Origin of the sequence: Nocardia sp. CY41, from assembly GCF_009829325.1 — a bacterium.
Classification (GTDB): Bacteria; Actinomycetota; Actinomycetes; order Mycobacteriales; family Mycobacteriaceae; genus Nocardia.
On sequence record NZ_VUOS01000010.1, the window covers coordinates 137,106 to 150,429 of the forward strand.

At 68.4% G+C, this 13,324-nt stretch carries 15 protein-coding genes; 9 read left to right on the plus strand and 6 right to left on the minus strand.

Features of this window, described 5'->3' with window-relative positions:
• Nucleotides 1–11: 11 nt before the first annotated feature.
• Nucleotides 12–1,478 (plus strand): CCA tRNA nucleotidyltransferase, encoded by a 1,467-nt coding sequence (locus GVY64_RS13005; protein ID WP_236566794.1) that lies wholly within the window; start codon nt 12–14, stop codon nt 1,476–1,478.
• 216 nt (nt 1,479–1,694) lie between these two features.
• Here GVY64_RS13005 and GVY64_RS39105 read toward each other — a convergent pair whose 3' ends face one another.
• Nucleotides 1,695–2,018 (minus strand): DUF6355 family natural product biosynthesis protein, encoded by a 324-nt coding sequence (locus GVY64_RS39105; RefSeq protein ID WP_442939569.1) that lies wholly within the window; start codon nt 2,016–2,018, stop codon nt 1,695–1,697.
• Between the two features lie 273 nt (nt 2,019–2,291).
• Entirely contained in the window at nt 2,292–3,107 is an 816-nt protein-coding gene (locus GVY64_RS13010; RefSeq protein WP_159841002.1) for a hypothetical protein, read from the minus strand.
• A gap of 142 nt (nt 3,108–3,249) precedes the next feature.
• On the opposite strand from GVY64_RS13010, the gene GVY64_RS13015 reads away from it, so the two are divergent.
• From GVY64_RS13015 to GVY64_RS13025, 3 genes are read left to right on the plus strand one after another with little or no spacing between them, the layout of a single operon-like run.
• On the plus strand, nt 3,250–4,005 hold the full coding sequence (locus GVY64_RS13015) for a LamB/YcsF family protein (protein WP_159841004.1): 756 nt from the start codon (nt 3,250–3,252) through the stop codon (nt 4,003–4,005).
• Between the two features lie 9 nt (nt 4,006–4,014).
• Nucleotides 4,015–4,716: a 5-oxoprolinase subunit B family protein gene (locus tag GVY64_RS13020; RefSeq protein WP_159841006.1), complete on the plus strand. Its 702-nt coding sequence runs from the start codon at nt 4,015–4,017 to the stop codon at nt 4,714–4,716.
• Nucleotides 4,713–5,570 (plus strand): biotin-dependent carboxyltransferase family protein, encoded by an 858-nt coding sequence (locus tag GVY64_RS13025; RefSeq protein ID WP_159841008.1) that lies wholly within the window; start codon nt 4,713–4,715, stop codon nt 5,568–5,570. Before GVY64_RS13020 ends, GVY64_RS13025 begins: the two co-directional genes overlap by 4 nt.
• On the opposite strand, the gene GVY64_RS13030 is transcribed toward GVY64_RS13025, so the two are convergent.
• On the minus strand, nt 5,540–7,201 hold the full coding sequence (locus tag GVY64_RS13030; protein WP_201298001.1) for a DUF4185 domain-containing protein: 1,662 nt from the start codon (nt 7,199–7,201) through the stop codon (nt 5,540–5,542). The two genes, GVY64_RS13025 and GVY64_RS13030, sit on opposite strands and share 31 nt — an antisense overlap.
• A gap of 242 nt (nt 7,202–7,443) precedes the next feature.
• Here GVY64_RS13030 and GVY64_RS13035 point away from each other — a divergent pair, with 242 nt between their 5' ends.
• Nucleotides 7,444–7,911 carry a hypothetical protein gene (locus GVY64_RS13035; protein WP_159841010.1) on the plus strand — a complete coding sequence of 156 codons (468 nt, stop codon included), beginning with the start codon at nt 7,444–7,446 and terminating at the stop codon, nt 7,909–7,911.
• Here the strand turns inward: GVY64_RS13035 and GVY64_RS13040 are convergent.
• Together GVY64_RS13040 and GVY64_RS13045 are read right to left on the minus strand one after the other, a co-directional pair.
• On the minus strand, nt 7,904–9,199 hold the full coding sequence (locus GVY64_RS13040; protein WP_159841172.1) for an MFS transporter: 1,296 nt from the start codon (nt 9,197–9,199) through the stop codon (nt 7,904–7,906). The genes GVY64_RS13035 and GVY64_RS13040 overlap by 8 nt on opposite strands.
• A 118-nt stretch (nt 9,200–9,317) precedes the next feature.
• The gene (locus GVY64_RS13045) at nt 9,318–9,782 is read right to left on the minus strand and encodes an NUDIX hydrolase (RefSeq protein WP_236566795.1); all 465 of its coding nucleotides are present in this window, start codon (nt 9,780–9,782) and stop codon (nt 9,318–9,320) included.
• 235 nt (nt 9,783–10,017) lie between these two features.
• Here GVY64_RS13045 and GVY64_RS13050 point away from each other — a divergent pair, with 235 nt between their 5' ends.
• Both GVY64_RS13050 and GVY64_RS13055 read left to right on the plus strand, forming a co-directional pair.
• On the plus strand, nt 10,018–10,806 hold the full coding sequence (locus tag GVY64_RS13050) for a pirin family protein (protein ID WP_159841174.1): 789 nt from the start codon (nt 10,018–10,020) through the stop codon (nt 10,804–10,806).
• Between the two features lie 113 nt (nt 10,807–10,919).
• Complete coding sequence (locus GVY64_RS13055; protein ID WP_159841014.1) at nt 10,920–11,423, plus strand: DUF4190 domain-containing protein; 504 nt, start codon at nt 10,920–10,922, stop codon at nt 11,421–11,423.
• Here GVY64_RS13055 and GVY64_RS13060 read toward each other — a convergent pair.
• Nucleotides 11,392–11,916 (minus strand): hypothetical protein, encoded by a 525-nt coding sequence (locus GVY64_RS13060; RefSeq protein ID WP_159841016.1) that lies wholly within the window; start codon nt 11,914–11,916, stop codon nt 11,392–11,394. The two genes, GVY64_RS13055 and GVY64_RS13060, sit on opposite strands and share 32 nt — an antisense overlap.
• A gap of 134 nt (nt 11,917–12,050) precedes the next feature.
• Between GVY64_RS13060 and GVY64_RS13065 the strand changes: the two genes are divergently transcribed.
• Both GVY64_RS13065 and GVY64_RS13070 read left to right on the plus strand, forming a co-directional pair.
• The gene (locus GVY64_RS13065) at nt 12,051–12,902 is read left to right on the plus strand and encodes a helix-turn-helix domain-containing protein (RefSeq protein WP_159841018.1); all 852 of its coding nucleotides are present in this window, start codon (nt 12,051–12,053) and stop codon (nt 12,900–12,902) included.
• 10 nt (nt 12,903–12,912) lie between these two features.
• Nucleotides 12,913–13,287: a DUF397 domain-containing protein gene (locus GVY64_RS13070; protein WP_159841020.1), complete on the plus strand. Its 375-nt coding sequence runs from the start codon at nt 12,913–12,915 to the stop codon at nt 13,285–13,287.
• Nucleotides 13,288–13,324: the final 37 nt, after the last annotated feature.

Below are 13,324 nucleotides of genomic sequence, written 5' to 3' on the forward strand. Positions count from 1 at the left end.
GCTGCTCATTCGTGGTTTCGCCGAAGTCTCAGGACGCTGCGCTGGATAGACGTACCCGACTGCTGGCCGCCGCGGCGGTGACGCTCGGGGGGCTGGCGGATGTGCTGACGCCGCTCGGCGAGATGTTCGCGGCACGGGGGCACGAGCTGTACCTGGTGGGCGGGAGCGTGCGGGACGCGGTGCTCGGTCGGTTGGGGACGGATCTGGACTTCACCACCGACGCGCGGCCGGAGGCGGTGCAGGAGATCCTGCGCGGGTGGGCCGACCATCTCTGGGACACCGGCGGTCTGGCGTTCGGCACGGTCAGCGCGGCCAAGGCCGGGCAGCAACTGGAGATCACCACGTTCCGCGCGGACAACTACGACCGGGTGTCCCGCAACCCGCAGGTGACCTTCGGCGACTCGCTCGACGAAGATTTGGTGCGCCGCGATTTCACCGTGAACGCGATGGCCGTGAAGATCGGCGCGGACGGCGCGCTGGAGTTCATCGATCCGCTCGACGGCATGACCGCCCTGCTCGACGGCGTGCTGGACACGCCTGCGGCGCCGGAGGATTCGTTCAACGACGATCCGCTGCGCATGCTGCGCGCCGCACGGTTCGTCTCCCAGCTGGGGTTCGAACCGCATCCGCGGGTGCGGGCCGCGATCACCGCGATGGCCGACCAGATCGAGCGCATCACCGCCGAGCGGGTACGGGTGGAGCTGGACAAGCTCATCGGGGGCGCGCATCCGATCGACGGCATCAACGTCATGTGCGAGACCGGGCTGGCGCAGCGGGTGCTGCCCGAGGTGCCCGCGATGAAGCTGGAGATCGACGAGCATCATCAGCACAAGGACGTCTACTGGCATTCGCTCACCGTGCTCGAGCAGGCCATCGACCAAGAGGACGGCGACCCCGACCTGGTGCTGCGCTGGGCCGCGCTGCTGCACGACATCGGCAAGCCCGACACCAAGCGCAACGAGCCGGGCGGCGGCGTCAGCTTCCACCACCACGAGGTGGTCGGCGCGAAGATGGTGCGCAAACGGATGCGGGCGCTGAAGTACCCGAAGCAGTTCACCGAGGACGTCGCCCGGCTGGTATTCCTGCACCTTCGCTTCCACGGTTACGGCAAAGGCCAGTGGACCGACTCCGCGGTCCGCCGTTACGTCACCGATGCCGCCGACCTGCTCCCCCGCCTGCACAAACTCGTCCGCGCCGACTGCACCACCCGCAACAAGCGCAGGGCCGCAGCGCTGCGCGCCACCTACGACGAGCTCGAGGCGCGGATCGAACGGCTGCGTGAGCAGGAAGATCTGGCCAAGGTCCGCCCGGACCTGGACGGCAACGCGATCATGGAGCTGCTCGGTCTGTCTCCGGGACCCGACGTCGGGCGGGCGTGGCGCCACCTGAAGGAACTGCGTCTGGACCACGGCCCGCTCAGCCGGGACGAGGCCGAGGCCGCGCTGCTCGAATGGTGGAAGACCAGCCAGCGCAATTAGGGCGTATTCAGAATAAGAGATGGATGTTTGCGGATGCGGGACCTTGGCCGGTTGTCTATCTCAACGGACCTATCCGGCATATGAGATCGACATAGGGCCAAGGCTCCGCTCACGCCGGGTTACGAAACACGCTGAAGCGGAGCATGCACGCGTTGATGCTCCCATGCGTGCGAGAAGTAGATACGCCCAGCTCCGCGTGACCGGTCTGCATTTCTCCTAGCACGTACCGATCACAGTGGCATTTCTGACATCGCCTGGCAGTGTTCCGACCGAACCGAGCCCTGCGGTTTGGCCGGCCCCAACGCAGCGGTGCTCATCTGGCCACTCCGCTAGATCTATATTTATCTGCTGGCCTTGCCCAGTGCAGTTCTTCCAGTAGGCGTAGGTGCCGCCCTGGGTGGGCTCCGTGTAGTACCCGCACGAGGCTCCTACGGAATGGAATTGCACATCCAGGTCCTGAGCTGACACGAGTGGTTCCAGGAGTAGAACCGGACTGGAGATGCTGATCGCTGCGGCGAGTAGTAGACCAATTCTCTTCATTTTGTGTGCCCTCGATATGGGTTCATAACGACATATACGCCGTGTTCGAGTTCGAGACCGAAATCACCGGACGAACTACTCAGTGAATGGCCCCTGATATGTAAGGCTGACGATCAGTGACAAATACTGATTCAACACCCCCCTGAATGACTGAAACCTCAGTACCAAAACAATTTCAGCACAGTACAGATATGAAGTCAACCAGATTTGAGCTCGGTCCAGCCGGGCCGAGGCCGCGCTGCTCGAATGGTGGAAGACGCAGAGCTGATCGGGTCAGAAGACGATCAGGGTGGTGCCGGCCAGGATCGCCGAGCGCATCTGGGCCAGGTCGAACGATCCGGCGATCTCCGGCAGTTCGACGCGGAAACGGATGAGGTCGCCTTCCCGCACGGCGCGCACGATCCGGGCGTCCTTGGGCAGGTGCTCGAGCGGCACGGCGGGCACGTCGATCATTCGTCGCGGAATGCGGACGCCGAACCAGGTCACCCGGCGGAGCGCGATGTCCAGCCGGTTGTCCGCGACGGACGCCTCCACCAGGGCGGTGACCAGCCGGCGGCGGTGCCTGGCCCGGATCAATCCGCTCGGGTGCACGTCCAGGTCCCAGTCCAGCGGCTGGGTGTTGAGCCACCCGACCAGCGCCGCCGTGGTGACGGTGCCGATGAGATCGAGCCGGGCGGTGCGCACCTTCGTCGGCACGCCCGGTATCAGGCGAACACCGTGGGCGATCACCGTCACGGACTCGATCGGGTGATCGTCCCAGCGCAGCCGCGACAGGACCGTCTTGGTCTGGAAGTGCGCGCCGCGGCGGCGCACCTTCAGCACCTGCAAGGTGGCGTGCAGGTCGTGACCGAGCAGCGTCGCGCTGACCTCCTGCCCACCGAACCGGCTCAGGATGCCTTCGCTGAGCATGGTCATCAGCACGTCCGGCAGCAGCGCCGTGACGGTGCCCGCGCCGAGGTCGGCGACCGGATCCATCCAGGCCGTGCTGAGCGCGACCCACTGCTCCAGCCAGGATTGATCGAACAGGCGCTTTCCGAGATCGACGGCCCGCAACGGCGACCAGGACTTCGGATCGAAATACGTGGCCATGATTGAATCGAGCGTACTTGGCGCGGGCGCCCGAGCCTGCGCGCTGTGACCCAGGTCGCGCGGACCTGACGTCCTTGCCCAGGTGAATGCCCGGGCAGGAGAATCGGAAGGCCGGCTGTCACACACCGCTGGGAGGACTCATATGGCGCTGGATCTGAACAGTGACCTCGGCGAGGGATTCGGGCCGTGGACGATGGGCGACGACGCCGCCATGCTCGACATCGTCACCAGCGCGAACATCGCCTGCGGTTTCCACGCGGGCGATCCGGCGATCATGCGCAGGACCTGCGCGCTCGCGGTGGCGAAGGGGGTGCGGATCGGCGCCCACGTCGGGTATCGCGATCTGGCCGGTTTCGGTAGGCGGGAGATCGCTGTGGCGCCCGGCGAACTGCGCGACGAGGTGCTGTATCAGATCGGCGGCTTGGACGCTTTCGCGAAAGCCGCCGGGGATCGGGTGCGCTACGTGAAACCACATGGCGCGCTGTACCACTCGGCCGCGCGCGATCGGGGTCTTGCCGACGCGGTGCTGGCCGCGATCGTGGAGTACGACCCGCGGCTGGCCCTGCTCGGCCCGGCCGGCACCGAGCTGGAGTCGGCGGCGGAGGCCACCGGAGTGCGCTTCGTCGGGGAAGGCTTCGCCGACCGTGCCTACACGCCGGACGGTTCGCTGGCTCCGCGCGGCACGCCCGGGGCGGTATTGGGACCGCAGGAGGCAGCCGCCCAGGCGATTTCGATCGCCAAGTCCGGGGCCACGCGGACGGCCGACGGCTCCGGTGAGGTCGCCGTGCGTGCCGCGAGCATCTGTGTGCACGGGGATTCACCCGCGGCGGTGGAGATGGCCCGGCACATCCGCACCGCGCTGGGCGAAGTCGGCGTGCCGGTGGAGCCGTTCGGCTGAGGCAGGGCCATGCGGACGAAAGATGCGGTGACGCGCGCGCAGCGGCAAGCGGCCGAGGAGGCGATCCGCGCGGCGGGCGATCGGGCGCTGCTGATCACTCCACAGCGGCGGGACATGGTCGCGGAACTCGTGGCGGCGCTACGGGATCGCCCGGTACCAGGCGTGCAGGACATGCTGCCCGCCGCGGAAACGGTACTCCTGACGCTCGAGACTCCCGGCGTCGCGGAAGCTGTCCGCCGGTCGCTGACGACCCTGCTGGTCGAACTGCACGCCGAACGGCGTGTTTCCCGTGGAACATTGCCGGACAGCGCGTTCCACGCCGATCCCGTGTCGATTCCGGTGCGCTACGACGGCGCCGATCTCGACGAGGTGGCACGGATGCTGGAGGTCACGCCCGCAGAGGTGATCGCCGCGCACACCGGCACGGTGTGGCGGTGTGCTTTCGTCGGATTCGCGCCTGGCTTCGGCTATCTGGAATCGCCCGACGGCCGGTTGTCGGTTCCCCGCAGAGCACAGGCCCGCACGTCGATTCCGGCAGGTGCGGTCGCGCTCGCCGGTGGATACAGCGCCGTGTACCCGCGCAGCACGCCCGGTGGATGGCAGCTGATCGGCACCACCGACCTCGAGATGTGGGATGCCGAACGCGACCCGCCCGCGCTGATCCGCGCGGGCGCCTCGGTGCGATTCATCGATGCGGGAGACGGCCGATGATCGTCGTGGAGAAGGTCGGACCACTCGCCACCATTCAGGATCTCGGACGGCCGGGATGGTTCGATTCCGGTGTGGGCGCCGCGGGTGCGGCCGATCGCGGGTCCTTGCGGCTGGCCAATCGCCTGGTCGGCAACCCGGAAGGGCATGCCGCCGTCGAAGTGCTGCTCGGAGGCTTCGCGCTGCACGCGGAGGAGCACGTCATGCTGGCGGTCACCGGCGCGCCGGCACCCGTGACCGTGGACGGCGGGCCGGTGGGGCACGCGAGCGTGCTGGAACTGGAACCCGGGCAGCAGCTCCGGCTCGGCTACACGTCCGTCGGACTGCGCAGTTACGTCGCGGTGCGCGGCGGCATCGACGTACCGGAGACGCTCGGGTCCCGCAGCCGCGACACCATGTCGGGCTTGGGGCCGGAGCCTTTGGCGAAGGGCGATCGTCTCCCGGTCGGGCCTTCCCCGCACACGATCCCGGTCGTGGACGTGGCTCCGATCGCGGAATTGCCCGCCGATGTCGTCACCGTGCGTGCTGTGCCCGGCCCGCGCGACGACTGGTTCACCGACGCCGCCGCCCTGTTCGAGGGCGAGTGGGAGGTCTCCGCCGACACCGACCGGGTCGGCGCACGATTGGCCCGCCGCACCGGCCCGCCACTGGACCGCAAGGTCACTCGCGAACTGCCGACCGAAGGCATGGCGCTCGGCTCGATCCAGGTGCCGCCGAGCGGACAGCCGGTCGTGTTCCTCGCCGACCACCCGGTCACGGGCGGCTATCCGGTGATCGCGGTGGTGGTCGACGCCGACGTCGACGCGATCGCGCAGACCCGGCCCGGTCAGCCGGTGCGGTTCGTGCGCGCGGGCTGATCCCGGGTCGCGCTCGGCGTCAGCCGGGCGTGCATGAGGTACACGTTGTAGGTGTCCCATGCCGAGAGCATGAAGTACAGGTCTTCGCCGGTCGACCACGGGTGGATGAACCCGCCGTAGGACTTCGGGTAGTCGGCGGTGGACACCAGTGGGATCGCTTCCGTCCACGCGCCCTGCGGGCTCGCCGCGGTACGCAACACGATCGCGCCCCGCGCCGAATCCAGGTAGACCATCTGCCACTGTCCGGTCGACCGGTCGTAGCGCACCGACAGCTCACTGGCCATGCCGAGCACCAACGGGGTGGCGTGGTTCTCGGCGGCGGGCGCCCAGGTGCCGCCCACCCAGTATTGGTAGGCGGACTTGTTGAGGATCTGCTGCTGGGGCACGCGGGCCAGCGCGATCGTGCCGATGCGTCCGTTGGGTGTGCCGAACATGTAGACGTACCCACCTTGCGGCACCATCGCCGCGACCTGGAACTTGCCGAGACCGAACAGGTTCTCCCACTTGGCGTGCTGGTCTTTGCGCCAGGTACGCCCGAGGTCGTCGGAGTAGGCGATGCCGCCGTAGTTGGTCCACCACAGGCCCGGGATGCGGCTCCACCTGTTCACCGACATGTAGCTGAGGTACTGCCGGTTGCCGACGGCGAACCCGGAGGTCGGGATGGTGGTGGTCTCCCAGTTCTTGATCTTGCGGCTGCCCAGGATCTCCGCGGCGTGGCAGCGGCTGTCCTGGGCGAAGGTGTCCAGGGTCAGGCCGTCGGACAGCTCGTGGTCGGTGCTGAAACCGATGACGTTGCTGCGCCAGTCCTGGTCGTCGTTGCCCGCGCCGCCGACGCCCCAGCCTTTGCCGAAAGTGTCGCCGAAGACGACGGCGACCTCACCGGGCGCCGTCTCCCACATCAACCCGAGATCGGTGCCGTCGACCTGCCAGCGCATGTCGGTCCGGTTCTGCGAGCCGTGCCCGGTCACCTGCCCGACCAGTTGCACCGACTCCACCGCGGGCGCGGGCGGCGGGGCCGTGAGCGGTCCCGGTTCGGCCGGATGCACTACCTGCGGTGGGGCGGGCTGCGGCTCCTCGCCGGGACCGCCGGGCACGGGAACCGGAATCGGCTCGATCTCCGGCTTGAACTCGACGCGCGGAAGTTTCACGGGCGCACCGGAACCCGAGCCACTGCCGGAACCGGACCCGGAAGCACTGCCCGTACCGGAGCCGGAGGAGCCGGTTCCCTCGTCGGTGCCCGTCTCGGGCGTCGGGCTGGGAGCCGGATCGGTCCCTGGGTGCTCGGGATAGTCCCTGATATCCGGGCATGGGTTGTCGCACGGATTCTCCGGCAGCGGATCGGGAACGATCCGTGTGTTGTCCTGCGGCGGGTCGGGCACCGGAACGGGAGTGAGTTCCGGGATCGGCACCGGGATGTCGATCTGCGGGGGCAGCGGGGGCGGAGGCGGCTGCGCCGGATCGGGCTCGCGACTGAGCGGGTCGAACCCGACTTCACCGCAGCTGTTCACCGGCGGCGGCGCCCACGGGAACGGTGCGGCTTGCACGGTCGGCATCGGCACGGTGAGTGCGCCGACGAGCAGTGCGCCGAACAGGGCCGGTGCACGAGGGGAGGTGATCACGGAGGTGCGCATCAGGTCGGCCCCGCCGCGGTCGTCAAGCGATCGGGTGCGCGGCGGCGGACCGAGTTTTCCATGCGCCCAGCAGTTCTCGTACCGCATCGGGGTTGTGCACCGGATAACCCATGTCGTATCGACTCCTGTCGGTCGGCCGCTGACAGGTCAACATACCGGAACAACCGGCGCGAACGGGGGACGGTGAATCGGAAAAGCCTGGGTGACGGAACCGGCGCCGGGTCGCGTGCGTCCAAGGGAATATGGACGAGATCGAGTACGTGTTCGGTACCGGTGACGGCTCCGTGCACGTCTGGACCAGCGAGGCCGACCTGGAACTCGGCGGCACGGGCGCGGTCGACGCGGTGCGGCTGGACTTCGACGGGGACGGCATCGCCGACGACGCGCTGTGGGATCCGGCCTGCGCGGGCCGAGCCGAGGTCGCGGCGCTGGATCTCGACGACGACGGCGTGCCCGACCATTTCTTCACCGATCCCACCGGCCTCGGGACCTGGAACCACGAGATCACCGGTCTGCCCGCGGACGCGGCGAGCGAGCCGCTGGACTGGATCGTGCGCACGGACGCGGACGCGCCGGAACGTCTGGTGGACGACCAGCGATTATCGGAGTCGCGGGCGGGTTCCGAGGATGTGGGTGCGCTGCCCGAGCACCTCGCGCACTGGCTCAACCGCGCCCGGCGCGACCCAGGCGACGATTTGTTCCTCAGCTGACCGCGCGGCGGCGCTTGTTCACCGCGATGGCCGCGATTCCCGCGGCGTAGATGGCGGCTCCCGACAGCACCACGACCGCGGATCTGCCGTCGTCCGGAACGATCACGGCCGCGGCCGCGATGGCCAGCACGAACGTGATGTTGAAGACGGTGTCCTGCAAGGCGAAGACCTGGCCGCGGCGAGCGTCATCGATATCGATCTGCATGGTCGCGTCACCGGTCAGCTTGATCGTCTGCCCGGCCAGCCCCAGCAGAAAGGCGCCTGCCAAGAGCAGTTCGTGCGCACGCTGCACCGCGGCGCCCGCGGTGGCGAACGCGATCGGCGTGACCAGGGTCAGTTGCACCAGCATCGCGGTGATCAGTCCGGCGACCACGGTGCGGGCCCGGCCCAGCCGGGGAATGAGCAGCGGCGCGACTACGGCGGCCACCAGCATGCCCCCCGCGGTGGCGCCGATCGCGACGCCGAAACCGACCAAGCCGCCGCTGAGCCCGGTGCCGTCCACCGGAGTCTGGCGCAGGACCAGCACCATGATCAGCGTATTCACGCCGAAGACGATTCGATGCGTTCCGATACCCAGCATCGCCGTCGTGACCGCTCGCGACTCCCACACCGCCGTGGCGCCGGTACGCAGACCGGTGGCGATCGCGTGCACCGTGTTCTCACCCTCCGCCGCGTCGGGCGCCGGCCCGAGCACGCGGTGCGGGAACCCCGCCGCCAGCGCCGCGCCGAACAGCGACCCGGCGCCGCTGATCGCGACCGCTACCGCCGAGGCGAAATCTCCCGCTCCGATCAGACCGATCACGCCCACCGCGATGGCCGCACCCGCGCCCGCGCATCCGGAGGCGACCGTGGCCAGCACCGAGTTCATCGGCACCAGCCACGCCTGCGCCAGCACCCGCGGCAGCGCGGCAGAGACGCCTGCCAGGACGAATCTGCTCACACCTACCACCGCCAGAGCCAGCAACAGCAGCGGCGTCTCGCCGACTCCGGCGAGCAGCCCTACGCTGACCAGCGCGATCAGCCCGGCGCGCAGCACGTTGGCCACCAGCAGCACGGCGCGCCGGTCCCAGCGATCCAGCAGTGCGCCCGCGTACGGCCCGATCAGCGAATACGGCAGCAGCAGTACCGCGAATCCCGCGGCGATGGCCAGCGGATCGGTCTGCCGCTCGGGGTTGAACAGGATCGCGCCCGACAACGCCGCCTGGAACATCCCGTCGCCGAACTGCCCGGCGAAACGCACCAGGGCCAGCCGCGCCACGCCTGGGCTCTGCCGAAGTGTGGCGAGCAATCCCTCCGGCCGCTGCTCCGCGGGAGTGAGGCCTTCGGCGTGACCAGTCGACACGCCCGCGAGACTACTGCGTACACCGACGATGTCGCATGTTCGCGCGTCGGCCCAGCGCTGCGCCTCAGACCCGGTCGACCAGCGCGCTCACCGTCGCCCGCATATCCGGCGCCATCGGCAGTTCGTCGAGCGCGCCCGCGTCGATCCAGGCGAACGCGTCGTGCTCGCCCGGGGCGAGGGCGACGTCGCCCGGTTCGGCCTCCGCGACGAAGCTGTATTTCCGCACTTTCGCCTTGGTCCGCGTGGCGTAATCGAATCCACCGAGGAAGTCGACGACGGCGCGCAGCCGCAGCCCCGTTTCCTCCAGCAATTCCCGTTCGACGCACTCGGCGAATGTCTCCCCCGATTCGACGCCTCCGCCGGGCAGTTCGTACATGCCGCCGTGATAGTCGTCGGCGACCCGGCGCACCACCAGAAGCCGGCCCGCGCGGAACACGGCGACGCCGATCACGAAATGCGCGATGCCGTCGCGGCGCGCTTCGCTGCGGAGTTGCTGCTCGAGTCGAGCGAGGTCATCGGGGTCGAGCACGTCGTTCCCTCCGGTTGGCGTTGTGGCGCTGGGCAATCGAAGCCGGGCCGCGATATCCGACGAGGTGGCCCGACGTTTCGACGTACCGGTTGGTTCTGCTCGCCTCCCGTTCACCTTCCGGTCGCTCGCGTAAAATGCCGAGTGCGGCACAATTTACTAGGAATGCGGAGTACCACGGCGGAAGTGCTCCTACCCTGAATGGCGATCGGTGCACGGTCCCGAGAGGAGGACCATGATGTCCACACTCACGACACCACACATCGATGTCCACCGTGGCGGCGACCGCATGAAGACGCGGGTCTCCTGGCTGGATTCGAAGCATTCGTTCTCCTTCGGGGAACATTACGATCCCGACAACACCCACCACGGCCTGCTGCTGGTCAACAACGAAGACATCGTCTCCCCCGGCCAGGGCTTCGACACCCATCCGCATCGCGACATGGAGATCGTCACCTGGGTGCTCGGCGGCAGTCTGGTGCATCAGGATTCGCTGGGCCACAGCGGTGTCATCTATCCCGGCCTGGCCCAGCGCATGAGCGCGGGTACCGGCATCCTGCATTCGGAGAAGAACGACTCGTGGCGCCTGGACGGCCATATCGCCGAACACGAGGATCCCGTGCATTTCGTGCAGATGTGGGTGGTGCCCGACGAACCGGGGCTGACCCCGGGCTACGAGCAACTGGAGATCGACGACGAACTCGCGGGAGGAGGTCTGGTCGCGGTCGCCTCGGGGCTGCCCCGCTACCGCGACCGGACAGCCATCGCCATCAACAGCAGCCATTCGGCGCTGCATGTGGCGCGCATGGCGAGCGCGGAGCCGGGCGCCGAGCAGGTTGTCGACCTGCCCGACGCGCCGTACCTGCACTTGTTCGTGGCGCGCGGTGAGGTGGACATGGAGGGAGTGGGGCCGCTCTACGAGGGCGACGCGGTGCGTTTGACCAGGTCGGGCGGCCAACGTGTGGTGGCGCGGCAACCCTCGGAAATCTTGGTGTGGGAGATGCACGCGCGGCTGGGCGCCCAGTAGCCGGTTCGCATTAACATCCGTCCGTTGGGCGTGCGATCAGTAGGCGACCGCCGCGCACCTCGGACCGCCTCGTCCGGACCGAGCATCGCGAGGCACCGACGGAGAGGAAGTCCATGTCGCAATATCCGCCCCCGCCGCCCGGCCAGTACCCGCCGCCCGGCCAGTACCCCCCGCCGCCCGGCGGCCAGTACCCGGGCCAGCCCGCCTATTGGCAGGAATCGCCGAAGGGCCGGGGCCTGGCGATCACCGCGCTGGTGCTCGGCATCCTCGCGCTGCTGTTCTTCTGGACGATCATCGGCGGCTACGTCTGCGGCATTTTCGCCGTCATCCTCGGCATAGTCGCGGTGTTCAAGGCCAGAGCGGGCACCGCAGGGGGCATGGGCATGGCGGTCACCGGTGTCGTCCTCGGCGTGCTCGGCATCGTGGGAGCAGTCCTGCTCACCATCGTGGGTTACAACTTCTTCGTCGACTCGGGCGGCAAGGACTTCGTGGACTGCGTGAACAAAGCGGGCAACGACCAGGCCAAGATCGATCAGTGCGAGCGCGACTGGAACGAGAAGCTGCAGGACAAATACAGCATCACGCTCACCCCGGCGCCCGCGCCGACGCCCCGTTGACCGCGGCGCATATCCGGGTCGTGGCGATCACGTCGGCGAACTCGCGGCGGAAGTCGCCGTCGGGCGCCGCGACCCAGGTGCGGTAGCCGCCGTGCTCGTCGGTGGGTGACGGCAGCACGATGTGGCTGCCCGGCAGGGCGATCGAGGCGCAGACCCGGAACAGGTCGGCGAACAGCCCGGTGTCCAGGTACGAATTGTCGGTGGGGCCGGTCAGGAAGGTCCAGCGATTCGCGCGTGGATGCGCGATGATCGGCCCGGGGCGAGGCTCGGGTCCGGCGGTCAGTCGCTCGCGTACGCGCCTGCCGACTTCCGTGGGCATGACGACCGCGCCGACCGAGCCGACCTCCAGCATGATGCGACCCAGGATCGGGTCCACGAGACCGTACAGGCCGTTGCTCTCGCGATAGCGACGGCAGCGAGCGAACGCGTCCTGGATCGTGGGGAAATCCGTGGACGCGAGATGCCTGGCTGATTCGATGCGCGATGTACTCATGTCGAACAACCTCGCCTCGCTGTGGTGGACGCGTGCTCGGAAGAATCGATCGCTGCCTCGACCCTAGTCCCGGTCAAGTCGCTTGACAATAGTCACCCGCAGCGCGCGTCGCGGTGCGCGTAGCATCCGTGCACATGGCACCCGTTTCGCCCACTGTTGCCCGCTGGGAGCTGGTGCTTCGGCTGCGTGAACTGCGCGAACAGCGCGGGTTCGACTCCGCGGGCTTCGCCAGGCGAGTGGGCTTCACCCCGGCCAACTGGTCGCACGTGGAGAAGGGTCGCCGCGTGCTCACCACCAAGACCATCGGTCCGGTGCTCGAACTGCTCGACGTGGAACCCGAGGAGCGCGCGGAGCTGCTGGCCCTGCTGGAGGCCAGTAAGCAGCGTGGCTGGTGGGCGAAGTCCTCGGCCTTGATCGGCCCGGAACTGCAGCGGCTCTACGGCATGGAATACGGCGCGCAGAGCATCCGCAGCTACGACAGTCTCGTGGTACCGGGCCTGTTGCAGACCGAGGACTACGCGCGCGCGTTGATCAGCGCCGACGTGATGATCCGGCCGGTCCAGGTCGAGCAGCTGGTGGCGATCCGGATGCGGCGCCAGGAGCGGTTGCGCGGCGCGGACCCGGTGGAACTCACCGCGGTCTTCGGTGAGGGGACGCTGCTGCAGCAGACCGGTGGCCCGGACGTGCTGCGCGGGCAGTTGACCTACCTGGCCGAGTTGATCGAGGAATCGGACACCGTCGAGGTGCGCGTCATCCCGTTCGCGGCCACCGCGGGCGCGGTGCTCGGCGGCTCCAGCTTCCACCTCGTCGACTTCGCCGGCGAACAGCTGCCCACCTTCGGCTGGGTGGAGAGCGCGGTCTTCGGCGGGGCCGTCGAGGACCCGGATCTGGTCCGCGATCTGCGCTTCGCGTACCTGCGCGCGGTGGAGCAATCGCTGTCACGAGCGGAGTCATTGGCCCTGATCAGGCGCTATTCCCGCGTGTAAAATCCTGCCCATGGCCACCACCGCACGGCCGGAACACACCGGCTGGTTCACATCGACCAGATCGAACAACGGCAACCAATGCGTCGAGGTCCGGTTCGCAGGTGACGCGGTGCTCATCCGTGACAGCAAATATCGCCGCGACCCGGCAAACCGCCCCGCCGAAGAGCCCGTCATCACCGTCACCGTAGCCGAATGGACCGCCTTTCTCGAGGCACTGCGCACCCGCGGGCGATCGAATGGCGAACTGGGCGCACATCCCGCAGCCGACGGTCACATCGCATTGCGCCACCGCGGAACCACCCTCACCTACACCCCGGAGGAATGGGACGCCTTCCTGCTCGGCGCGCACGACGGCGAATTCGATCGCGTCGTCTCCCCTGCCTGATTTCCCTGCTCGCCACCCCCGGGCCGACCGCGCCCGG

Coding starts and splice junctions, on each gene's coding strand:
- GVY64_RS13050 (WP_159841174.1), top strand. CDS start 10,018: ATGTCCACACTCACGACACCACACATCGATGTCCACCGTGGCGGCGAC.
- GVY64_RS13025 (WP_159841008.1), top strand. CDS start 4,713: ATGATCGTCGTGGAGAAGGTCGGACCACTCGCCACCATTCAGGATCTC.
- GVY64_RS13020 (WP_159841006.1), top strand. CDS start 4,015: ATGCGGACGAAAGATGCGGTGACGCGCGCGCAGCGGCAAGCGGCCGAG.
- GVY64_RS39105 (WP_442939569.1), bottom strand. CDS start 2,018: ATGAAGAGAATTGGTCTACTACTCGCCGCAGCGATCAGCATCTCCAGT.
- GVY64_RS13035 (WP_159841010.1), top strand. CDS start 7,444: ATGGACGAGATCGAGTACGTGTTCGGTACCGGTGACGGCTCCGTGCAC.
- GVY64_RS13015 (WP_159841004.1), top strand. CDS start 3,250: ATGGCGCTGGATCTGAACAGTGACCTCGGCGAGGGATTCGGGCCGTGG.
- GVY64_RS13065 (WP_159841018.1), top strand. CDS start 12,051: ATGGCACCCGTTTCGCCCACTGTTGCCCGCTGGGAGCTGGTGCTTCGG.
- GVY64_RS13055 (WP_159841014.1), top strand. CDS start 10,920: ATGTCGCAATATCCGCCCCCGCCGCCCGGCCAGTACCCGCCGCCCGGC.
- GVY64_RS13030 (WP_201298001.1), bottom strand. CDS start 7,201: ATGCGCACCTCCGTGATCACCTCCCCTCGTGCACCGGCCCTGTTCGGC.
- GVY64_RS13060 (WP_159841016.1), bottom strand. CDS start 11,916: ATGAGTACATCGCGCATCGAATCAGCCAGGCATCTCGCGTCCACGGAT.
- GVY64_RS13070 (WP_159841020.1), top strand. CDS start 12,913: ATGGCCACCACCGCACGGCCGGAACACACCGGCTGGTTCACATCGACC.
- GVY64_RS13010 (WP_159841002.1), bottom strand. CDS start 3,107: ATGGCCACGTATTTCGATCCGAAGTCCTGGTCGCCGTTGCGGGCCGTC.